The following is a 21,244-nucleotide window of genomic DNA, read 5'->3' on the forward strand; positions in this document are numbered from 1 at the left end:
AATGGCTGAACATAATCACGATGCAGAATTACGCGTTAATAATGAAGAAGAATTACTCACACTATACGATGAAAATGGCGATGAAGTCTTATATCGTAAAATGCTTGAATTTTATCATCCTGAATTCGAAAAGGAATACGTTATTCTTGCAGAAGAAGGCGCAGAAGCGGACGATGATGATTTAATCGAGCTCATTCCTATGATTAACGAAACAGATGAAAGCGGTGACGGTGGTAAATTGTTACCCGTTGAAACTGATGAAGAATGGAATATGATTGAAGAAATCGTCAACACTGAATTGGATGACGAAGAAGACGCATAAGACAAAAAAACGTGTGAATGAATGTGAGCGGAGCAGAAGGAAGCAGAACGTGAGAAACTATCTTATTAATAAGGTTTCGAGCAGATGCAGATTCCTACTCCGCTCGCTTTTATTTTTATGTCGATATGTTCGGATAACGATATGATTTTGAAAAAGTATGTGAACAGATTAACGATTAGGATATATTTAATATAGTAAAGTAAATGAAAATATGATAAAATGTTTAGAGTTAATTTGTACGAGCAATGTTTTGAGACATGACCAAAGAGCAAAAATGTTAAAATAAGACTTTAATCCATTGTATGCTCACCCTAATTTTGGCGGTCTTGCGCTCATGGATGACATCACGAATGTGAACGTAAGACAGATAATGAAAAGATATCATATAATCAGTCAGCAATGTTTGGCTGGTTTATTTTATTATATTAAATTGTATTTTGAATATTAAAGGAAGATACGAGATGGACCATAATCAACACTATTTATTAGAGCTACTTCAACACAATGATAATGACATTGAATCACTGCGTCCTTATGCCGAAGACAATCATGTACCGATTGTAGATAAACTGACGCTTGAGTTAATGAAGCAACTGATTCGGTTGCATAAGACGTCGTACATACTTGAAATTGGTACTGCGATAGGTTATAGTGCGATGCATTTTGCTTCTGTATCACCGAATATAGAGGTGACCACGATTGAACGTGATGAAACGATGCAGCAACAGGCAAAACAAAACATCACACAGTTCGATTATGATGAACAAATTCGTCAAATCCACGGCGATGCGTTGGAAGTGATGGATCAAGTTGCAGACCGCACATATGATATGATTTTTATTGATGCAGCAAAAGCACAGTCACAGAAATTTTTCGAACGCTATACACCATATCTACGTGAAGGTGGTCTTGTTATTACAGATAACGTGTTATATCACAATTTCGTAGCGAATATCGATGAAGTCAAGTCACGTAACAAACGTCAAATGGCGAAAAAAATCAATGCTTATAATGAATGGTTAATGGAACAATCTCAATACGCAACGACTTTCTTAAATATGGATGATGGCGTAGCAATATCTATAAAAGGAGCGTCTGTATGACAGAATTATTAGTAACACCCAAATCTCTGGAACATATTGAAACATTAATCGATAAAGGCGCAGATGCATTTGTGATCGGAGAACAAAAATTTGGTTTACGGTTAGCAGGTGAATTTAACCGCGAAGCGATGGAAGAAGCGGTTGATTTAATTCATCAACACGGAAAAAAAGCTTATGCTGCGGTAAACGGTATTTTTCATAACTATCATTTGAATGCATTAGAAGATTATATACATTTTCTTCATGAAATACGTGTGGATCGCATTATCTTTGGGGATCCTGCTGTTGTCATGTATGTAAAAAATGAAGATAACCCAATCCCACTTCATTGGGATGCTGAAACGTTGGTAACTAACTATTTCCAATGTAACTATTGGGGTAAAAAAGGTGCTAGCCGTGCCGTGCTTGCAAGAGAATTAAGTTTAGAAGAAATCTTGAATATTAAAGCAAATGCTAATGTAGAAATTGAAGTTCAAGTCCACGGCATGACGTGTATGTTCCAATCTAAACGTATGCTGTTAGGTAATTATTATACATTCCAAGATAGACAAATGAAAATTCAACGTTCTGATGACGACCATGATTTGTTACTATATGATGAAGAGCGTGAAAACATGTATCCTGTGTTTGAAGATTGCAACGGTACGCATATCATGTCACCGAATGATATTTGCTTAATAGAAGAACTTGAACCGTTATTTGAAGCCGGTATCGACGCATTGAAAATCGATGGTGTACTTCAAACAGAGGAATACATCAATGTATGCACGGAACAATATCGGGAAGCGATCGATCTTTATGAAGAAGATCCAGAAGCTTATGATGATGAAAAATTCATGCTGGTAGATCCAATCGAAGCCATTCAAACAGAACATCGACCATTTGATGAAGGTTTCTTATATAAACAAACTGTATATTAAGGAGGATTGTCTGTGAAAACGTTAGAAAAAGCGCCCGTCGCAACGAAAGCCAAAATGAAAAAGCCTGAGCTATTGGCCCCAGCAGGTAATCTTGAAAAATTAAAAATTGCAGTTCATTATGGGGCAGATGCCGTATTTCTAGGTGGACAAGAATATGGATTGAGATCAAATGCAGACAACTTTACAATAGAAGAAATTGCAGAAGGCGTGGCTTTTGCTGAACGTTACGGTGCGAAAATTTATGTAACGACAAATATTATTGCTCATGACGAAAATATGGAAGGCTTGGATACGTACCTCAAGTCACTTGAACAAGCTGGTGTACATGGAATTATCGTTGCAGATCCATTAATTATAGAAACATGTAAAAAGGTTGCACCTCGTTTAGAGATTCATCTTTCTACGCAACAATCATTATCTAATTATAAAGCAGTAGAATTTTGGAAAGAAGAAGGCTTGGATCGAGTCGTGCTTGCACGTGAAACAGGTGCGATGGAAATGCAAGAAATGAAAGATAAAGTCGATATTGAAATAGAAGCATTTATTCACGGTGCGATGTGTATCGCTTATTCAGGACGTTGTACGTTAAGTAATCACATGACTGCACGCGATTCTAATAGAGGTGGCTGTTGCCAAAGTTGTCGCTGGGACTATGATTTACTTAAAATTGATGACGACGGCGAGCTAGATTTATTGTATGATGAATCTGACGTGACACCATTTGCGATGAGTCCAAAAGATTTGAAATTAATCGAATCAATTCCTAAGATGATGGATATCGGTATTGATTCATTAAAAATAGAAGGGCGTATGAAATCAATACATTATATCGCCACTGTTGTATCAGTTTACAGAAAAGTGATCGATGCGTATGCAGCAGATCCTGACAACTTTAAGATTGACCCTAATTGGCTCATTGAACTAGATAAATGCGCAAATCGTGACACTGCACCTGCCTTTTTTGAAGGCACACCAGGATATGAAGAGCAAATGTTCGGTAAAAGAGAACAATCAAAAATGTCTAAATATGATTTTTGTGGTTTAGTATTGGATTATGATGAAAATACTCAGATCGCAACGATACAGCAACGGAATCATTTTAAACCAGGACAAGAAATAGAATTTTACGGTCCAGAAATTGATACCTTTAGACAGGTCGTCGATGCGATTTATGATGAAGAAGGTAACGAGCTAGATGCTGCGCGACACCCATTACAAATCGTTCAAATCAAAGTCGAACATCCACTCTATGCAAACAATATGATGAGAAAGGAAATTGGACAATGAACGGAACGACAATAATCGGAATCGCAGGCGGTTCAGGCTCTGGGAAGACAACCGTTACAAACGAAATTATGAAAAATCTTGAAGGATATAGCGTTGCTTTACTCGCTCAAGATTACTATTATAAAGATCAATCTCATTTAACATTTGAAGAGAGATTGGAAACCAACTACGATCACCCATTTGCATTCGATAACGACCTCTTGATTTCGAATTTACTGGACTTGCGTAGAGGTAAAGTCGTCAATGTACCGACATATGATTACACCAATCATACACGCAGTAGTGAAACGATTACATTTGAACCTAAAGATGTTATCATAGTGGAAGGTATTTTCACCCTTGAAAACAAAACATTACGTGATTTAATGGATGTAAAAATATATGTCGATACCGATGCAGACTTGCGTATCCTCAGACGTCTCATCCGAGATACAGAAGAACGCGGTCGCTCTATGGAATCAGTGATCAACCAATATTTAAACGTCGTTCGACCTATGCATAATCAATTCATCGAACCGACGAAGAAATATGCAGATATCATTATTCCAGAAGGTGGCAGTAATAAGGTTGCTATCGATATTATGACGACGAAAATACAAACATTAGTCAGTAAACAATAAATAAAGTAAAGGAAGATGACACTATGGAAAATCAAAAACAATATCCAATGACTCGTGAAGGTTATGAAAAACTAGAACAAGAATTAGAAGAATTAAAAACAGTTAAAAGACCAGAAATCGTAGAAAAAATTAAAGTGGCACGTTCTTTCGGGGACCTTTCTGAGAACTCTGAGTACGATGCAGCTAAAGATGAACAAGGCTTCATTGAACAAGACATTCAACGTGTTGAAAACATGATCAGATACGCTGTAATCATTGAAGATAACGGCGATAACAACGTTGTTCAAATCGGTAAAACAGTTACATTTGTTGAGCTGCCAGGGGACGAAGAAGAAAGCTATAAAATTGTAGGTTCTGCAGAAGCAGACGTATTCAATGGTAAAATTTCTAACGAATCACCTATGGCACAAAGCTTAATTGGTAAACACTTAAACGATGAAGTACGTGTAGCTTTACCAAATGGTGCTGAAATCGATGTTAAAATCGTAGGTATTGAATAAAAAGGATATTTTTCCCGAACAAACATCACATTTGTTCGGGAATTTTTACATATTTTGGCTACTTGGATACATAATGATGCTTTATATGAACGCATATAGTTGATAAGATAACGAAATAAAAATAGAATAGTACATGTGACTTTTAAAATTACTGGGATAAAGGTGTGACAAAAGTCAGAATGTTCTAAATGGAACGAAATATAATTTCTATGTATTACACTTCCGTGATACAATAAGTATACATTATGCAATTCAATAACTAATCTTTATTAAACAATTAATATTGTAAGATGATATAATTAGCTTGTATTGTATATTTTAAAGTTCACTAAGGACTTAAAAGGGGGATTTCTTTTTGGACTTTAAAGTTATTAACGAAGAAACGATTATGATTTATTTCGAAGAAGAAATAGATCCCAAAACATATGATAAAGTTCAATTACTTGTAAATTACATACATAAACAACAACATGAAGCAATCATTGAAACGGTTGCTTCTTATAGAGCGGTGATGTTAATCATTGATATGACTGTGAGCACGCCACAAGCTGTGCTTGAGTCATTAGACATTTCTGAAGCTCAATTGGAAAGCATGGCAGATGAAAAATCTTCTGCTCGTGTGATTCATTTACCTGTCTGCTATGGCGATGAATTCGGACCAGATATCGAAGCAGTTGCTGAACACAACGATCTTTCAACAGAGGAAGTGATTCGCTTACATACAGCAAATAAGTACTTAATATATATGTTAGGTTTTATGCCAGGATTTCCGTTTTTAGGTGGCTTAGACACAAGACTTCATACACCAAGACGTTCAGAACCTAGAACTAAATTAGAAGCAGGTTCAGTTGGTATTGCGAACAATCAAACTGGATTGTATCCAAGTGCTTCTCCAGGAGGCTGGCAAATTATCGGTCGTACCCCAGTTAAAGTACTGAATATGGAGCAAGATCCGATGGTCATTTATCAACCTGGAGATTACATACAATTCTATGCAATCGATCAAGAAACATATGATGAAATCATTGCTGCACAAGAGAACGGCGAACAAGTGATGGAAAAGTGGGTGAAAGTTAGTCATGAGCATTAAAATTGTTAAACCTGGAATGTTTTCAACCATACAAGATCTAGGACGTTTTGGTTATCAGGATCAAGGCTTTTCAACCGCTGGTGCACTTGATCCATTACATTACCAACTTGGTCAAGCACTGATTCACAATGATGGACCAGCGATTGAATGTGCGGTGATTGGGCCAACGATACAGTTTTTAGAACCGAATACGTTTGTCATTACGGGAGCACATTTTAAAGCTACCTTAAATGATCAACCTGTAACTAATCAAAGTGTGATCATGGCTGAGAAAGGCGATGTGCTCGCATTGAACCAAGCGGTAGAAGGTGTCAGAGCTTATATCCACTTCGCCAATCCGATTGACGTGCCACGTGTGGCTGGTAGCTATTCTACGCATACACGAAGTGGTATAGGTGGTTATCAAGGACGCGTATTAAAAACAAATGATATCATTCAAGTGAGTGAGCACGAAGGCTATCACAAATATGCAGGGTTGAGTTCTGATGTATCACTACTACCTGAAGATCAATCACTATTTCATATTATTGAAGGCCCACAATTCGATGCCTTTTCTGATGAGGTCAAGGAAGCGATCGTCAACAATGATTTTACGATTTCAGAACAAGCAGATCGCATGGGTTACCGTTTACAAGGCGTGAATTTAGCGCCAGAAAGCAGTGCAGATATCATCTCTGAACCTGTTGCATTAGGTAGTATCCAAGTACCAAATGATGGGAACCCTATTATTTTACTCAATGATAAACAAACGGTAGGAGGCTATACTAAGATTGCGACAGTTTGCAAAGCAGATCTGCCATTCCTAGCTCAGAAAAAGCCTGGAGATACGATTCACTTTGAGTGGATATCTACAGAAGAAGCCACAAAGCGATATAATGAAAAAATTCAAGCTTTCAAAGAACAATTAAATCAAATAGACACAACGCCGTTATTTACTTTGTCTCAGTTAAGAACGACGTCTCAAAGATTACAAAAATTGTTACGAGGAGAATAGAAAATGAATTTTGAACAAGTAGAAAAAATAATTAAATTAGTTAAAGACAATGAAGTACAAAAATTTAAATACAAAGATTATGAACATGAAATTGAATTAGATTTCACTCAAGATAATCAACAAGCTACACAAACAATAGAACAAACTTCAACAGCTGCCAACAATGAGAATAGTGCTCATTCATCTTCAAGCGATCAAGCATCAGCAGCTTCAGATGATCTTAAAGAAATTAAAACACAAATGGTCGGTACATTTTATCTTCAAGATGAAAAAGAACTCACTGATCCAGTCGTAAAAGTCGGAGATCAAATTAATGAAGGAGACATCGTAGGCTACATCGAAGCAATGAAAGTCATGAATGAAGTTACGAGCGATGTTTCGGGAACAATAGAAGAAATCCTTGTCGACCACGGATCTAATGTGGAATATGATCAGACGATTATCAAGGTAAAATAATTAACTTTTGACAATTGGGGGCGAAAGCAGTGTATCGTTGTTTAATCGCAAATAGAGGAGAAATCGCAGTTCGTATTATTCGAGCCTGTCGAGAAATGAATATTGAAACAGTAGCAGTTTATGCTAAAGGTGATGAATCTAGTTTACATGTCAGCCTAGCTGATCAAGCGGTATGTATTGGAGATGCGAATCCTTTAGATAGTTACTTGAATGAAGATCGCATCATTTCAGCAGCCATGATCACTGGTGCAAACGCGATTCACCCAGGCTATGGCTTTTTATCTGAGAGCCCGTCATTTGCTAAAAAAGTAGAAGAGAATGATATCTATTTTATTGGACCTACGCAACAAACGATGAAAATGATGGGAGATAAAATTACTGCTAGACAAACGGTAGATGCAGCAGGTGTACCGATTATACCTGGTTCAACTGACGCAGTGAGCACCGTTGAAGAGGTGGAAGAAATCGCTAAAGACATCGATTTCCCAGTCGTGCTCAAAGCAGCTAGCGGAGGCGGCGGTAAAGGTATCCGTATCGTAAAAACTGCAGAAGAGTTACCGAAGGCTTTGAAAGAAGCTAAAAGTGAAGGTAAAAAGTACTTTAATGATGACCGTGTTTATGTTGAAGCGTTCATCCCGGTAGCCAAACACGTAGAGGTTCAAGTGTTAGGTGATGGCATATCTGAATACATACATTTAGGAGAACGTGATTGTTCTGTCCAACGTAAAAATCAGAAACTCATCGAAGAATCACCTTGTGCTGCACTTTCAGATGAAAAGCGACAAAACATGTGCGAAGACGCAGTGAAAGTTGCGAAAGCTTCAGACTATCGTAGCGCAGGGACCATCGAATTTCTCGTGACAGAAGATGCATATTATTTCATTGAAATGAACGCACGGATTCAAGTTGAACATACCGTGACTGAAATGAGAGCAAACAGAGATTTATTACAAGCGCAATTATATTTAATGGTACATGGCTCTTTGCCATTTTCACAAGAAGATATTCAATTTGATGGACATGTGATTGAAGCACGAATTAATGCAGAAAATCCACAGAAAAATTTCCAACCGACACCGGGGCGTGTCGATGCATTGCATCTGCCACAAGGATTTAACGTACGTGTGGATTCACTCTTATACCAAGGTTATCGTGTTTCACCATACTATGACTCTCTAGTGGCGAAGGTTATTGTTAAATCGACGACACGTGCTGGGGCGATTCACAAATTGAAAAAGACACTAGATGAAATGGTGATTGATGGTTTCACAACGACAGCTGATTTCTTATATGCTGTACTTACACATCCAGTTTATGTGGAAAACGATGCGAAAGATGTCGATATCAAGTTCTTAGATCGTTATCAAATCGCGAAGGAGGAATCATGATGAAAGTGGATTTGAATTGTGACTTAGGTGAAGCGTTTGGTAATTATGGGTTCGGAGGAGATCAACAGATTATTCCGCTGATCACATCAGCAAATGTCGCTTGCGGTTTCCATGCGGGGGATTGGAACGTGCTAAACGAAACAGTTAAACTCGCAAAACAACACGACGTTGGCATTGGAGCGCACCCTGGTTTACCAGATCTCCAAGGCTTTGGACGTCATAATATGGATATACCAGCAACAGAAATCTATAACATCGTTGCATATCAATTAGGTGCCTTACAAGGTTTTTGCAGTATTCATGATGTTAAAATGAATCACGTTAAACCTCATGGTGCATTGTATCAAATGGGCGCGCGTAACAAAGACATTGCGCATGCGATTGCCCAAGCCGTGTATGATTTTGATCCATCACTTATTTTTGTGGGGTTATCCAATACTTTATTAATTTCTGAAGCGGAAGCAGTGGGCTTAACGACAGCTTCAGAAGTCTTCGCTGACCGTCGCTATGAAGAAGATGGACAGCTTGTGAGCCGTAAAGAAAGTGATGCGGTAATTGGAGATAGTGATGAAGCCATCCATCAAGTATTAAAAATGGTGACTGAAAACAAAGTCATCAGTCGAACTGGTAAAGAAATTGATTTACAAGCAGATACGATCTGTGTACACGGTGATGGCGCACATGCTTTAGAATTCGTCACACAAATAAGAAAAGCGTTATCGAAAGAAGGTATTTCGATTACACAATTAGGGGGTTAAACTATGAGAGAAAAGAAACCTCAAACAGAGGCGTTTAAAATCACAAAAAATCACAGGAGGCTATTGCTAGGATCAGTCTTTCTGATGGCAACGTCAGCCATTGGTCCTGCGTTCTTAACGCAAACTGCGGTTTTTACAGCTCAATTTGCAGCAAGCTTTGCATTTGCGATATTATTATCAATCCTGATTGATATTGGTGCACAGATCAATATTTGGCGTGTGCTTGTTGTCACAGGTGAACGCGGTCAAGAGATTGCAAATGATGTATTTAAGGGATTAGGGACCTTCATTTCTATTTTAATCGGTATTGGTGGTCTTGCTTTCAATATTGGTAATATAGCAGGTGCAGGGCTCGGTTTAAATGCGATCTTTGGCTTAGATGTGAAGTGGGGTGCTGCGATTACAGCAGTTCTAGCAATCCTTATCTTCGTGAGTAAGAGCGGCCAAAAAATTATGGACGTTGTCACAATGTTTTTAGGTGTGCTCATGATCGTTATCGTAGCGTTTGTTATGTTTAAAGCAAGTCCACCTTATGGTGAGGCACTGACGCATATGGTATTACCTGAACAACCGTTTGCGCTTGTATTACCTATTATCACATTAGTTGGTGGGACTGTTGGTGGATACATCACTTTTGCTGGTGCCCACAGAATTTTAGATTCAGGTATTAAAGGTCAAGATTTCCTTCCTTTTGTAAATAAAGCAGCGATTACCGGTATTTTAACGACGGGTGTTTTACGTGCATTGCTATTCTTAGCTGTACTAGGTGTGGTTGTTACAGGTGTCACACTCAGTTCTGAGAATCCACCTGCATCTGTTTTTGAACATGTTCTTGGTCCTATAGGAAAAAATATATTTGGCGTTGTATTATTCGCAGCAGCCATGTCTTCAGTGATTGGTTCTGCTTATACGAGTGCAACATTTATTAAGACGATGCATAAATCATTATTTAATAAAAATAACTTAATCGTTATTACTTTCATCGTTATTTCAACCATTATTTTCTTATCTGTAGGTAGACCGGTGACATTATTAATTATTGCAGGGGCTTTAAATGGTTTAATCTTACCAATTACATTAGGTACGATTTTAATTGCAAGTAAACGTCGCTCAATCGTAGGTGATTATCGTCATCCAACTTGGATGCTCGTTTTCGGTATTGTAGCCGTCGTCATCACAATTTTTGCCGGTGTTTTCTCATTACAAGGATTATTTGATCTTTTTAAATAAAGTAATGAAACTTGTAGCATTATATCAGAACTTAAAGTGGAACGTCACGTTTCATTTTGAGTTCTTTTTTCGTGCGCTTATGGCACTAAAAATGATTGAACGGCGTTACGTGTTTCAATGTTTGTTCATTTTCCTAAACAGGTAAAATAAGATAGAACAACGATCTTATATCGAGCTCACATCATAAATATGATAAAATAGCTAAAGTAAATATATATAGTAGAGGTGACAGTCATGATAGGTATTATTGGTGCGATGGAAGAGGAAGTCGCGATATTAAAAGGTGAATTACAATCACTTGAAGAGATTAACATCGCTCACGTTAAATTTTATAAAGGAACGTTAAAAGGAAAATCTGTAGTCTTGACGCAAAGTGGTATTGGGAAAGTCAACGTAGCTATCTCAACTGCACTACTCATCAATGAATTTAAACCTTCAATCATCATCAATACGGGGTCAGCAGGTGCTTTAGATGAAAAATTGAATATTGGTGACGTCGTTGTGAGTGAAATAGTGGGTTATCATGATGCGGATGCCCGCGCGTTTGGTTATGTTTTAGGACAGTTACCAGATATGCCTGCTGTCTATAATGCAGATCAACAATTACTCGCTAAAGCTATTGATGCGATCGAAGCACAACAACTTGTAGCGCACACAGGTTTAATTGTATCAGGTGATAGCTTTATCGGTTCAAATGAACAACGCTTAACAATCAAACGTCATTTTAATCAAGCACTTGCAGTAGAAATGGAAGCTGGTGCGATCGCGCAAACTTGTTATCAATTTGATGTACCATTTATCATTACAAGAGCGATATCTGATAAATCGAATGGTGAAGCCAATGTGACATTTGATGAATTTTTAGGTGAAGCGGCTAAATCATCAAGTGACATGGTGAGATACTTAATTGAAAGTTTAGATGAATAAGGTGACAAGAAATGGGATTATTGAAAAGTAATTTTATGCCCAACCAGTATGTACAATCTGTGTTTGAAATTGATATTCAACAATTGGCGGAAACTGGCGTCAAAGGCATTATAACAGATTTAGATAATACCTTAGTTGGCTGGGATGTTGCAGAACCAACCGAAGAGATTAAACGCTGGTTTCAAACTCTACAAGAAGCTGGCATCACGGTAACGATTGTTTCAAACAATCACGAATCACGTGTAGCAAGTTTTGCACGTTCACTTAATGTGGATTATATTTTCAAAGCACGTAAGCCAATGGGTAAATCATTTAAAAAAGCAGTCCATCAAATGGGATTAAAACCGGAAGAAGTCGTTGTCATCGGAGACCAAATGTTAACGGATGTATTTGGTGGTAATCGTAATCACCTGTATACCATCATGGTTGTGCCTATTAAATCTACAGATGGTATGATGACGAAATGTAATCGTATCATTGAAAGACGATTGTTACATCACTTTAAAAATCGAGGATATATTAAGTAGGAGGAATAGTATTTGTCTGATACAGAAGTATTAAAATGTATAGGCTGTGGTGCACCGCTACAATCAGAAGATCCAAGTGCACCAGGTTATGTCCCTGAACATAACTTATTCAAAGAAGATGTTGTTTGTCAGCGTTGTTTTCGTTTGGAAAATTATAACGAGATTCAAGATGTCGGTTTAGATAGCGATGACTTTCTAGACTTATTAAACAGTTTAGCAGATCAAAAAGGGATCGTCGTTAATGTCGTCGATGTCTTTGATTTCGAAGGGTCATTTATCAATGCACTGAAACGTATTGTGGGTAATAAAAAAATTATCTTGGCTGCAAACAAAATTGATTTATTACCTAAACAAATCAATAAACGTCGGCTAAAAGAATGGTTGAAGAAAACATCTCGTAAATATGGTCTGATTGCAGAGGATGTGGTCTTACTTTCTTCTAAAAAAGGGAAAGGCATTGAAGACTTACTCGATGCAATTAATCGTATTCGCAAAGATGAAGATATCTATATTGTTGGTACGACTAATGTAGGAAAATCGACTCTCATCAACAAATTAATTGAACGTACGATGGGTGAAAAAGACGTGATTACTACGTCTCGTTTTCCTGGTACAACACTCGATATGATTGATATTCCACTCGATGAAACACACTTTATGTTTGATACGCCAGGCATCATCCAAGCTCACCAAATGACACACTATGTCACTGATAAAGAGCTCAAAACGATCATGCCTAAATCAGAAATCAAACAACGTGTGTATCAACTGAATGAAGGACAGACTTTATTCTTTGGTGGCTTAGCTAGAATTGATTACGTTAGCGGTGGTAAACGTCCTTTAATATGTTACTTCTCTAACGAGTTAAATATTCACCGAACTAAGACAGAAAAAGCGAATGATTTGTGGAGAAATCAACTGGGTTCGGTACTCGCACCACCGAGTGACCCCGATCAGTTTGATCTCGAACAAGTGAAAGCCGTTCGTCTTGAGACAGGTAAAGAGAAAAAAGATGTCATGATTGCTGGATTAGGCTTTATTACGATTGAAGCAGGTGCAAAAGTGATTGTACGTGTACCAAAAGTAGTCGATGTTATCTTGAGAAAATCAATTATGTAAGGGGGGGTCAGCGTGAAATTCGCAGTCATTGGTCATCCGATTCAACATTCCTTATCACCAGTGATGCACAATGCTAATTTTAGTGCATTAGGAGAAGATCACACTTATGAAGCTTTAGACATTCCAGAACAACATTTTCGCCACATCAAAGATATTATTGCTGAAAAGGATTTAAACGGCTTTAACGTCACTATTCCTCATAAGGAACACATCATTCCATATTTAGATGATATTGATCCGAAAGCGCGTGACATTGGCGCTGTAAATACAGTTCATATTAAAGACGGTCGTTGGATTGGTTATAATACTGATGGTATAGGTTATGTGAAAGGTCTTCACGCAGTGTACCCGAACTTGAATGAGGCACGTATTTTAATTTTAGGTGCTGGCGGTGCGAGTAAGGGTATCGCACATGCATTAGATGACGTTGTCTCAAAACCCATTTCAGTTGCGAATAGAACGATGCGCCGTTTTGAAAATTGGAATCTTGAGGTACAACAGTTATCTCTCGATGAAGCGGAAAACACACTCGAACAGTTTGACATCATCATTAACACGACACCAGCCGGAATGAATGGCGATACAGGACAAGTGATTTCGCTCGAAAATATAGCGCCAAAAACACTCGTGAGTGACATTGTTTACATTCCAGCGAAGACCCCGATATTGTTAGATGCCGAACAAAAAGGGAATCCTATATATAACGGTTTAGATATGTTTGTATATCAAGGCGCAGAAAGCTATCAAATATGGACGGGTCATCAGGCAAATATTGATATTATGAAAGACATTGTCTTACAACATTTATAAAGAAAAGGAGATAAATAGATGTTATCTGGGAAACAAAAAAGATTTTTAAGAAGTAAAGCACATCATATCGAACCCACTTTCCAAGTCGGTAAAAGTGGAGTGAATGAAAATATGGTCGCGCAACTCAACGATATTTTAGAAAAACGTGAATTGATTAAAATTCATGTACTACAAAATAATTTTGATGATAAAGATGATTTAGCTCAAACCATCAGTGAAGCAACAGAGAGTGAAATTGTCCAAGTGATTGGATCTATGATCGTGCTTTATAAAGAATCTACTGAAAATAAAAAGATTGAATTGCCATAATGACACATTCAATTGTTATTTACGGTGGACAATTTAATCCGATCCACACTGCGCATATGGTCGTCGCTAGCGAAGTTTATCATCAAATTCAACCAGACGAGTTTATATTTTTGCCTAGTTACATGTCACCGTTAAAAACTCACGATGCGTTCTTAGATTCAAAATACCGAGTACATATGATTGAATCAGTTATTGATATTTTACAATTTGGGGAAATTAATCATACGGAATTAGAGCGTGGTGGACAAAGCTATACATTTGATACGATTAAAGAAATCATAGATAATTATGGTGACGTCAACGTTTACGTCGTGATTGGTACTGACCAATATGATCAGTTAGACCAATGGTATCGAATCGAAGAATTGAAGGAAATGGTGACATTTGTTGTCGTTAACCGAAATCAATCTTCCCAAGACGTTGAAGCGGGGATGTTAGCTGTGAATATACCTCGAATCGACATCAGTTCAAGTATGATTAGAAAACGAATAAAAAACGGACAAAATATTCAAGTGCTTGTTCCTCCAACCGTTGAACAATATATTAGAGAGGAAGGTTTATATGAATAGTGAAGAAGCTAAAGCAGCTGTCAAAGATAAATTACCGAAAAAAAGATATGAACACTCTTTAAGAGTTGCGGATACTGCCGTTAAACTCGCCGAAATATATGAAGGGGACGCCGATAAAGCTGAACTTGCAGGTATTGTACATGATTATTGCAAATATGATGATTTAAGCTCCATGTATCAAATCGTAAGACAATACGATTTAGATCAAAACTTATTAAGCTATGGGGCAGAAATTTTACATGGACCTGTAGCATCTGTGATCATGAGAGAACAATTCGGTATTACAGATGAAGAAATATTGTTAGCGATCCATTATCATACAACCGGACGCGCACAAATGACAAAAACAGAAAAACTAGTATTTATTGCGGATTATATTGAACCAGGTAGAAAAACCCCAGGCGTTGAAGAAATCCGCAATATGGCATACAATCAAGGTAGCTTAGATAAAACAATTTATGAAATTTCTAAGCGTACTGTGTTACACTTGATTAGTAAAGACATTAACGTTTATGACGATACCCTTGCATGTTTGAATTATTATAATTATAGTGATGAAAGAGTAAAGGATGATTAAATGAATTCAGAACAATTATTAGATATTGCTGTGAAAGCAACAGAAAATAAAAAAGCAGAAGATGTAATTTCTTTGGATATGAAAGGCATCAGTGATATGACAGATTACTTCGTAGTCAGTCATGGTAATAACGAACGTCAAGTTCAATCCATCGCGAGAGCAGTGAAAGATGCGGCTCACGAAGCAGGCATTGAAGTGAAATGCATGGAAGGTTATAACGAAGCACGTTGGATTTTGATTGACCTTGCTGATGTTGTCGTTCATATTTTCCACAAAGATGAACGTAGTTATTATAATCTAGAGAAATTATATCAAGATGCTCCATTAGGTTCTTACGGACAGGCTGTTTATTAAAATGGTCCAGTACGAAGAAATGAGTTCATTTTATGATCAGTTAACGATGGATCAGCCCTATGAAACGTGGTTGGACATCGTTAAACGATTTAGTAATCAAACACATTCAATCCTAGATATAGGGTGTGGGACAGGTTCATTTACCACGTTACTCGATCAATTTGATCATGTCACTGGTATGGATTTAAGTGTAGATATGTTAGCAGTTGCCAGAGAGAAATCCAATACAGTTCAGTGGTTCGAAGGCGACATGACTGATTTTGACTTGCAACAACAGTTTGATGTAATCACAATATTTTGTGATTCGTTAAACTATTTGGGTGATACAGAAGATGTGCAACAAACGTTTGAGCGCGTTTATCATCATTTAAACGATGATGGTGTATTTATGTTTGATGTTCATACACTGTATAAAATGTCGACACTGTTTAACGACCAATGCTATATCGACGAAACAGATCAAGTCTTTTTAGCTTGGGAAGCGGTTAAAGGAGAAGAACCTGATAGTGTATGGCACGATATGTCATTTTTTGTAGCACAAGCAGACGGTACGTATCATCGTTTTGACGAATCACATTATCAACGTACATTTGCAGAAGATGACTATAAACAAATGTTGTTACAAGCTGGGTTTAAACATATTGAAACGTTTGTAGATTTTGATGTTCAAAATCATAGTGACAAAGGAAATCGTTTATTCTTCATCGTAACTAAATAAAAGTAAAATCACTTCTTTCTACGTGTATAAAGAGAAAGGAGTGATTTTTTATAATGACAAACTGGGAAACAATCCAACAGTGGTTGAACAAGTGGAAGTTGTTTATTCTAATAGGACTTGGCTTCGTAATATTATTTCTTGGATTGACTTGGACGCATCAGGAAGATGAAGACCCACCGTTTGAATCGACGTCGCTGTTACAAGCTGAAAGTGGCGCAAAACAAAAGGCTTCACCAACACAAATGCAGATAAAGAGTGAAGGATATGCCAAACAAACAAATAAGATAGAAGATATTTATGTGGACATCAAAGGTGCAGTTGAACATCCAAACATTTATCAAATGAAGAGCAGTGATCGTGTGAAACAGTTACTTGATAAAGCAAAAGTTGCTAAAGATGCTGATTTATCTTCTATTAATCTATCCGAAAAATTAGTAGATCAGAAATTGATTTATATTCCTAAAAAGGGCGAAGTAGCGCAAGCAACAAATACTGCTACGGCACCTGCATCAGTAGGTGGAACTGCTCCAAGTACAACACAGACTGGCACCAGCGACAAGCCACAAGTTAACCTTAATCAAGCGACTGAAACAGATTTACAGACCATTCCTGGTATCGGACCATCAAAAGCAAAAGCAATTATTGAATTTCGAGAAACACAAGGATCATTTACTTCTATTGATCAGCTTAAAGAAGTTAAAGGCATTGGGGATAAGACGTTTGAGAACCTCGCACCTTATCTCACCGTTTAAATTTTGTTGCATAAGCGTCATTGAACGATTAATCTAAAAGATAGGATAAATAGACAATAGAAAGGAGTAACTATATTCATTATCGATTGCACAAGCGATTTTGATAATGAGATATAGTGTGTATGTCAGTTATGGAACGCATCAAATGGGAAGAATATTTTATGGCACAAAGTCATTTACTATCATTACGGTCTACATGTCAACGTTTATCTGTGGGTGCAACGATTGTTAAAGATCATCGCATCATTGCAGGTGGCTATAATGGATCTGTTGCTGGAGAAGTGCATTGTATCGATGAAGGGTGTCTCATTGAAGATGGGCATTGTATCAGAACAATACATGCTGAAATGAACGCAATTTTACAATGTGCAAAGCAAGGTGTATCTACAGAAGGGGCAGCCATTTATGTGACACATTTTCCATGTTTAAACTGCACGAAATCCATTATTCAAGCAGGCATTAAAGAAATTTATTATGCACAAGATTATCACAACCACGAATATGCTATAAAATTACTAGAACAATCTGGAGTAAAATATAAAAGAATTCCGTTTGATAAAGCACATGTAGCACAATATTTATTGGATCAATAAAACTTATTGTTTTATTTAGCATTAAGTTTTTTATTGGTATTTTAGGGTTACATGTCAAACCACTAGCACTTTGCTTAGGTGCTGTATTAATTTTTATAGCGATTCAAAAACGTTTTACTACAATTTATGTCTTATTATGTATGGGTGCTGTATTGTTGAGTCATTTTTATTTTCGACATCATGAAAAAGTGCAAACCGAGCACTTTAACGAAATGCAGCAACTGAGTGAATATCACGGCATAGCGACATTTACGCAACAACCGCTTAAAAAAGGGACGCAGTTAAAGGGTATTGTAACGGTACGAGATGAAAGTTATAAGTATAGCTATTATCCAAAAAAAGAGCACGATAGTCTGGGTCAAAAAAATACGATATTTCCATTAACATGTAAAATTCACGGGAAGTTTAAGCCAATCAACGATCACATTCATAGTCCATTTCACTTATTTATCAAGTCTGTGGATGTTGACAGTTGTGCTGTGACGACTGAACCCCAACATGACTATATCAAGCAGCATCAACAATTTATTAATGAACAGTTACAAGCGACAGCAATACAATTTCCTGGACGTATCGTGGCGTTAATTTCAGGCGATGTATCTCAATTAGATGAAAAAGAGCTTACAGATGTAAAAGCCATAGGTATCTATCATCTGCTAGCTGTCAGCGGTTCTCATGTCACCGCTCTAAGTGCCATTATTTTTACGATTTTAATAGGATTACGCGTACCTACCGTGATTAATAAAATCATATTATGTATCGTTTTGATTGTTTTTGGACTATATACCGATTTGGCACCAAGTGCTGTAAGATCTATTATTACAGTACTATTCATCCTCTTCTTGCCTCGCAAATGGTTCAATCAAGGTGTCGATACATTGGGTTTATGCTTTGTATTTATCTCACTTGTTTTTCCTCATTTTATTTATGACATTGGCTTCCAATTTTCTTTTTTAATCACTTTATTTATCTTATTATCGAAACCGCTATTTGAGCATAATCAAAAAGGTTGGCTCAATTTACTCTATCTTACTTTTATAGCGCAATTAGGTTCTTTTATGATCAGTGCTTACCACTTTAATGAGATTCAGTGGATGGGGCTGATTTCAAACTTACTATTTGTTCCTTTCTATACCTTTTTATTATTTCCACTCGCTTTACTCCGCTTTGTTTTACTTCATGTACCGCTTCCTTTTTATTTGTTAGATCATCTACTTAACTTTTTATTTTTTATACATGATCGGTGTGTTGAAATTTGTTTATATTTTGTGAGATTTAAATGGTTTATTCCGCAACTCAGTCACGTGTGGCTTTGTTTCGTACTCTTCGTCTTGCTTTTAGTACTTTATTATTTTGTAAAACGACAGTTTGTGATCGCCGTCATTATATTCACGTTATTTGCTGTTATTATTACAAAGATGCCGCTTCAACATACAAACCAACTCACAATGTTAGATGTAGGTCAGGGCGACGCATTTTTGTTTCAAAATCACACAGGGGAAACGGTCATGATAGATACAGGAGGCAAAGCAAAGCGTGAGAACGAACTCAATAATCACTCAATAAGTAAATACCAAATTTTACCCACGTTTAAAAAGCGCGGAATCACAAAAATCGACTATTTAATCATCACTCATCCTCATGCTGACCATATTGGAGAGCTAGATTATATCATGACCCAAATCCACGTTAAGCAACTCATTATCAATAAGGACAGTTTTAATCCTGAACAATTCACTTATCTTAAACATTATGCAGACAAACTGGATACGCGCGTCAATGATTTTAGAGATATATCCAATATCGTTTTAACTTCTGGAACTTTTTACCTATTGGATGCGACCGTCCCTACGAGTGATGATGCTAATTTACATTCGATTATTACACTTTTAGAAGTGGGTCATTACCATGTGCTATTTATGGGAGATGCGACAAAGGAAAATGAAGCGATTCTACTCAAAAAATATGACTTGCCTAAAATAGATATTTTAAAAGTTGGACACCATGGGAGTAAAACAAGTTCAAGTGAAGCATTTATACGTATGACCCAACCTGATATTAGTCTTATCTCTTCTGGCAATCAAAATCGTTATAAGTTCCCAAATAAAGAGGTAGAGGCTTTATTACTCGAACATCAATCTACTATAATCAATACTGCTGAGGTTGGGGAAGTGACGATTACTCTAGAACAACCGATGCGCATTCAAACAGCGCGGTAAGCAAATGCTTTACACTGTATTTTTGGTTAACGATGATATAGTATTTTACTGTGAATAGTAGAAAGGGTGCTGACGTTGAGTGGTAATATTGTAACGGTTTATGGTGAAGTGCCTGAACTGGTCGAAAAGGAATCTAATCAATTAATTGAAAAATACTTAGGTGAAGAAAAAGATGATTTCAACTTTGTAAAATATAATTTATATGATCATGATATCAATCAAATTATCGAGGAAAGTTTAACTCTCCCTTTTTTCTCAGATAAAAAAGCGATTTTAGTGAAGAATGCCTTTGTTTTTACTGGGGAAAAGGTTGCCAAAGATCAACAACCTAATACTTCAGCTTTGATGGAATTTCTTGAAAAGTACGATGGTCAAAATTTGATCGTGTTTGAAGTGTATCAGGCGAAGCTGGATGAAAGAAAAAAAGTGGTTAAAACATTAAAAAAACATACGCGTCTCAGTAAAATAGAACAAATGTCTGAACAAGAGATGAAACAGTGGATTAAGCAATATCTGAATCATGAGTATAAAGATATTAAAGAAGATGCGCTGAACTTGTTTATTGAATTAACGGGTATTAATTATAATATCGTTAAACAAGAATTAGAGAAGTTAATTTTGTTCTTAGGGGATCATAATACGGTTAATAAAGATGACGTCAAACAAATTGTCAATCGAAGCTTAGAACAGAATGTTTTCTTACTAACGGATTATATACAACAGAATAAAAAAGCAAAAGCGGTAGGGTTAGTGAAAGATTTAATAGCGATGAAAGAAGAACCGATCAAATTGCTTGCGCTCATTACTAGTAATTATCGATTGTATTATCAGTCCAAGATTTTACAACAAAAGGGTTATAGTAATCAACAAATCTCTAAGACCGTGAATGCACATCCTTATCGTGTGAAATTAGCAGGTAATCAAGCTCGACGCTATTCGTTACCGTCACTACTTAATATTATCGATAGCTGTGCAGAAACCGACTATAAATTGAAATCTTCTTACATGGATAAAAACTTAATCTTAGAACTCTTTATTTTATCCTTATAAAAAAATGACAAACTGCTAAGTCTTTAAGACCGCGCAGTTTGTCATTTCTTTT

The 21,244-nt window shown here is 36.8% G+C and carries 25 protein-coding genes; all 25 read left to right on the top strand.

All coding sequences use genetic code 11. The annotated features are described in order from the left end of the window. The first annotated feature begins 1 nt into the window (after window position 1). The 25 genes from ACSBRB_RS01115 to holA all read left to right on the top strand — a co-directional run bounded on the left by ACSBRB_RS01115 (window position 2) and on the right by holA (window position 21,192). Entirely contained in the window at window positions 2-322 is a 321-nt protein-coding gene (locus tag ACSBRB_RS01115; RefSeq protein WP_435031234.1) for a DUF1292 domain-containing protein, read from the top strand. A gap of 461 nt (window positions 323-783) precedes the next feature. Further along, window positions 784-1,425, top strand: a complete 642-nt coding sequence (locus ACSBRB_RS01120) for an O-methyltransferase (protein ID WP_435031235.1) — start codon at window positions 784-786, stop codon at window positions 1,423-1,425. Next, the gene (locus ACSBRB_RS01125) at window positions 1,422-2,345 is read left to right on the top strand and encodes a peptidase U32 family protein (protein WP_435031236.1); all 924 of its coding nucleotides are present in this window, start codon (window positions 1,422-1,424) and stop codon (window positions 2,343-2,345) included. Before ACSBRB_RS01120 ends, ACSBRB_RS01125 begins: the two co-directional genes overlap by 4 nt. Before the next feature lie 54 nt (window positions 2,346-2,399). Continuing rightward, the gene (locus ACSBRB_RS01130) at window positions 2,400-3,632 is read left to right on the top strand and encodes a peptidase U32 family protein (RefSeq protein WP_435031779.1); all 1,233 of its coding nucleotides are present in this window, start codon (window positions 2,400-2,402) and stop codon (window positions 3,630-3,632) included. Beyond that, a complete protein-coding gene (gene udk, locus ACSBRB_RS01135) occupies window positions 3,629-4,252 on the top strand; it encodes a uridine kinase (protein WP_435031237.1) in 624 nt (207 codons plus the stop codon). The genes ACSBRB_RS01130 and udk overlap by 4 nt, the downstream gene beginning before the upstream one ends. Before the next feature lie 23 nt (window positions 4,253-4,275). Continuing rightward, window positions 4,276-4,752 (top strand): transcription elongation factor GreA, encoded by a 477-nt coding sequence (gene greA, locus ACSBRB_RS01140; protein WP_059107237.1) that lies wholly within the window; start codon window positions 4,276-4,278, stop codon window positions 4,750-4,752. A gap of 355 nt (window positions 4,753-5,107) precedes the next feature. Then, on the top strand, window positions 5,108-5,842 hold the full coding sequence (gene pxpB, locus ACSBRB_RS01145) for a 5-oxoprolinase subunit PxpB (RefSeq protein ID WP_435031238.1): 735 nt from the start codon (window positions 5,108-5,110) through the stop codon (window positions 5,840-5,842). Continuing rightward, a complete protein-coding gene (locus ACSBRB_RS01150) occupies window positions 5,832-6,836 on the top strand; it encodes a 5-oxoprolinase subunit C family protein (protein ID WP_435031239.1) in 1,005 nt (334 codons plus the stop codon). Before pxpB ends, ACSBRB_RS01150 begins: the two co-directional genes overlap by 11 nt. Before the next feature lie 3 nt (window positions 6,837-6,839). Beyond that, a complete protein-coding gene (locus ACSBRB_RS01155; RefSeq protein ID WP_435031240.1) occupies window positions 6,840-7,292 on the top strand; it encodes an acetyl-CoA carboxylase biotin carboxyl carrier protein in 453 nt (150 codons plus the stop codon). Window positions 7,293-7,321: 29 nt separating this feature from the next. Further along, window positions 7,322-8,680 (top strand): acetyl-CoA carboxylase biotin carboxylase subunit, encoded by a 1,359-nt coding sequence (locus ACSBRB_RS01160; protein ID WP_435031241.1) that lies wholly within the window; start codon window positions 7,322-7,324, stop codon window positions 8,678-8,680. Beyond that, a complete protein-coding gene (gene pxpA / locus ACSBRB_RS01165; protein ID WP_435031242.1) occupies window positions 8,680-9,438 on the top strand; it encodes a 5-oxoprolinase subunit PxpA in 759 nt (252 codons plus the stop codon). Before ACSBRB_RS01160 ends, pxpA begins: the two co-directional genes overlap by 1 nt. Before the next feature lie 3 nt (window positions 9,439-9,441). After that, entirely contained in the window at window positions 9,442-10,668 is a 1,227-nt protein-coding gene (locus ACSBRB_RS01170) for an NRAMP family divalent metal transporter (protein ID WP_435031243.1), read from the top strand. 234 nt (window positions 10,669-10,902) lie between these two features. Continuing rightward, a complete protein-coding gene (locus tag ACSBRB_RS01175; RefSeq protein ID WP_435031244.1) occupies window positions 10,903-11,595 on the top strand; it encodes a 5'-methylthioadenosine/adenosylhomocysteine nucleosidase in 693 nt (230 codons plus the stop codon). A gap of 11 nt (window positions 11,596-11,606) precedes the next feature. Further along, window positions 11,607-12,122 (top strand): YqeG family HAD IIIA-type phosphatase, encoded by a 516-nt coding sequence (locus ACSBRB_RS01180; protein WP_435031245.1) that lies wholly within the window; start codon window positions 11,607-11,609, stop codon window positions 12,120-12,122. 12 nt (window positions 12,123-12,134) lie between these two features. Continuing rightward, window positions 12,135-13,241 (top strand): ribosome biogenesis GTPase YqeH, encoded by a 1,107-nt coding sequence (gene yqeH, locus ACSBRB_RS01185; RefSeq protein ID WP_435031246.1) that lies wholly within the window; start codon window positions 12,135-12,137, stop codon window positions 13,239-13,241. Window positions 13,242-13,253: 12 nt separating this feature from the next. Beyond that, complete coding sequence (gene aroE / locus ACSBRB_RS01190) at window positions 13,254-14,051, top strand: shikimate dehydrogenase (protein ID WP_435031247.1); 798 nt, start codon at window positions 13,254-13,256, stop codon at window positions 14,049-14,051. A gap of 18 nt (window positions 14,052-14,069) precedes the next feature. Beyond that, window positions 14,070-14,360: a ribosome assembly RNA-binding protein YhbY gene (yhbY, locus tag ACSBRB_RS01195; protein WP_435031248.1), complete on the top strand. Its 291-nt coding sequence runs from the start codon at window positions 14,070-14,072 to the stop codon at window positions 14,358-14,360. Next, window positions 14,360-14,929: a nicotinate (nicotinamide) nucleotide adenylyltransferase gene (nadD, locus tag ACSBRB_RS01200; RefSeq protein WP_435031249.1), complete on the top strand. Its 570-nt coding sequence runs from the start codon at window positions 14,360-14,362 to the stop codon at window positions 14,927-14,929. Before yhbY ends, nadD begins: the two co-directional genes overlap by 1 nt. Further along, the gene (gene yqeK / locus ACSBRB_RS01205; protein ID WP_435031250.1) at window positions 14,922-15,506 is read left to right on the top strand and encodes a bis(5'-nucleosyl)-tetraphosphatase (symmetrical) YqeK; all 585 of its coding nucleotides are present in this window, start codon (window positions 14,922-14,924) and stop codon (window positions 15,504-15,506) included. The genes nadD and yqeK overlap by 8 nt, the downstream gene beginning before the upstream one ends. Then, window positions 15,507-15,860 carry a ribosome silencing factor gene (rsfS, locus tag ACSBRB_RS01210; RefSeq protein WP_435031251.1) on the top strand — a complete coding sequence of 118 codons (354 nt, stop codon included), beginning with the start codon at window positions 15,507-15,509 and terminating at the stop codon, window positions 15,858-15,860. Between the two features lies 1 nt (window position 15,861). Next, the gene (locus ACSBRB_RS01215) at window positions 15,862-16,578 is read left to right on the top strand and encodes a class I SAM-dependent DNA methyltransferase (RefSeq protein ID WP_435031252.1); all 717 of its coding nucleotides are present in this window, start codon (window positions 15,862-15,864) and stop codon (window positions 16,576-16,578) included. Between the two features lie 53 nt (window positions 16,579-16,631). Beyond that, window positions 16,632-17,330 (top strand): helix-hairpin-helix domain-containing protein, encoded by a 699-nt coding sequence (locus ACSBRB_RS01220; protein WP_435031253.1) that lies wholly within the window; start codon window positions 16,632-16,634, stop codon window positions 17,328-17,330. A 131-nt stretch (window positions 17,331-17,461) separates the two neighbouring features. Then, the gene (locus ACSBRB_RS01225; RefSeq protein WP_059107253.1) at window positions 17,462-17,923 is read left to right on the top strand and encodes a ComE operon protein 2; all 462 of its coding nucleotides are present in this window, start codon (window positions 17,462-17,464) and stop codon (window positions 17,921-17,923) included. Between the two features lie 155 nt (window positions 17,924-18,078). After that, window positions 18,079-20,142 carry a DNA internalization-related competence protein ComEC/Rec2 gene (locus tag ACSBRB_RS01230; protein WP_435031254.1) on the top strand — a complete coding sequence of 688 codons (2,064 nt, stop codon included), beginning with the start codon at window positions 18,079-18,081 and terminating at the stop codon, window positions 20,140-20,142. A 75-nt stretch (window positions 20,143-20,217) separates the two neighbouring features. Then, on the top strand, window positions 20,218-21,192 hold the full coding sequence (gene holA, locus ACSBRB_RS01235; protein ID WP_435031255.1) for a DNA polymerase III subunit delta: 975 nt from the start codon (window positions 20,218-20,220) through the stop codon (window positions 21,190-21,192). Window positions 21,193-21,244 lie beyond the last annotated feature (52 nt).

The sequence above is a fragment of the Staphylococcus auricularis genome (assembly GCF_051172115.1).
In the GTDB taxonomy this organism is placed as follows: domain Bacteria; phylum Bacillota; class Bacilli; order Staphylococcales; family Staphylococcaceae; genus Staphylococcus; species Staphylococcus auricularis_A.

Coding starts and splice junctions, on each gene's coding strand:
- ACSBRB_RS01115 (WP_435031234.1), top strand. CDS start 2: ATGGCTGAACATAATCACGATGCAGAATTACGCGTTAATAATGAAGAA.
- ACSBRB_RS01120 (WP_435031235.1), top strand. CDS start 784: ATGGACCATAATCAACACTATTTATTAGAGCTACTTCAACACAATGAT.
- ACSBRB_RS01125 (WP_435031236.1), top strand. CDS start 1,422: ATGACAGAATTATTAGTAACACCCAAATCTCTGGAACATATTGAAACA.
- ACSBRB_RS01130 (WP_435031779.1), top strand. CDS start 2,400: ATGAAAAAGCCTGAGCTATTGGCCCCAGCAGGTAATCTTGAAAAATTA.
- udk (WP_435031237.1), top strand. CDS start 3,629: ATGAACGGAACGACAATAATCGGAATCGCAGGCGGTTCAGGCTCTGGG.
- greA (WP_059107237.1), top strand. CDS start 4,276: ATGGAAAATCAAAAACAATATCCAATGACTCGTGAAGGTTATGAAAAA.
- ACSBRB_RS01150 (WP_435031239.1), top strand. CDS start 5,832: ATGAGCATTAAAATTGTTAAACCTGGAATGTTTTCAACCATACAAGAT.
- ACSBRB_RS01155 (WP_435031240.1), top strand. CDS start 6,840: ATGAATTTTGAACAAGTAGAAAAAATAATTAAATTAGTTAAAGACAAT.
- pxpA (WP_435031242.1), top strand. CDS start 8,680: ATGAAAGTGGATTTGAATTGTGACTTAGGTGAAGCGTTTGGTAATTAT.
- ACSBRB_RS01170 (WP_435031243.1), top strand. CDS start 9,442: ATGAGAGAAAAGAAACCTCAAACAGAGGCGTTTAAAATCACAAAAAAT.
- ACSBRB_RS01175 (WP_435031244.1), top strand. CDS start 10,903: ATGATAGGTATTATTGGTGCGATGGAAGAGGAAGTCGCGATATTAAAA.
- ACSBRB_RS01180 (WP_435031245.1), top strand. CDS start 11,607: ATGGGATTATTGAAAAGTAATTTTATGCCCAACCAGTATGTACAATCT.
- yhbY (WP_435031248.1), top strand. CDS start 14,070: ATGTTATCTGGGAAACAAAAAAGATTTTTAAGAAGTAAAGCACATCAT.
- nadD (WP_435031249.1), top strand. CDS start 14,360: ATGACACATTCAATTGTTATTTACGGTGGACAATTTAATCCGATCCAC.
- yqeK (WP_435031250.1), top strand. CDS start 14,922: ATGAATAGTGAAGAAGCTAAAGCAGCTGTCAAAGATAAATTACCGAAA.
- rsfS (WP_435031251.1), top strand. CDS start 15,507: ATGAATTCAGAACAATTATTAGATATTGCTGTGAAAGCAACAGAAAAT.
- ACSBRB_RS01215 (WP_435031252.1), top strand. CDS start 15,862: ATGGTCCAGTACGAAGAAATGAGTTCATTTTATGATCAGTTAACGATG.
- ACSBRB_RS01220 (WP_435031253.1), top strand. CDS start 16,632: ATGACAAACTGGGAAACAATCCAACAGTGGTTGAACAAGTGGAAGTTG.
- ACSBRB_RS01225 (WP_059107253.1), top strand. CDS start 17,462: ATGGAACGCATCAAATGGGAAGAATATTTTATGGCACAAAGTCATTTA.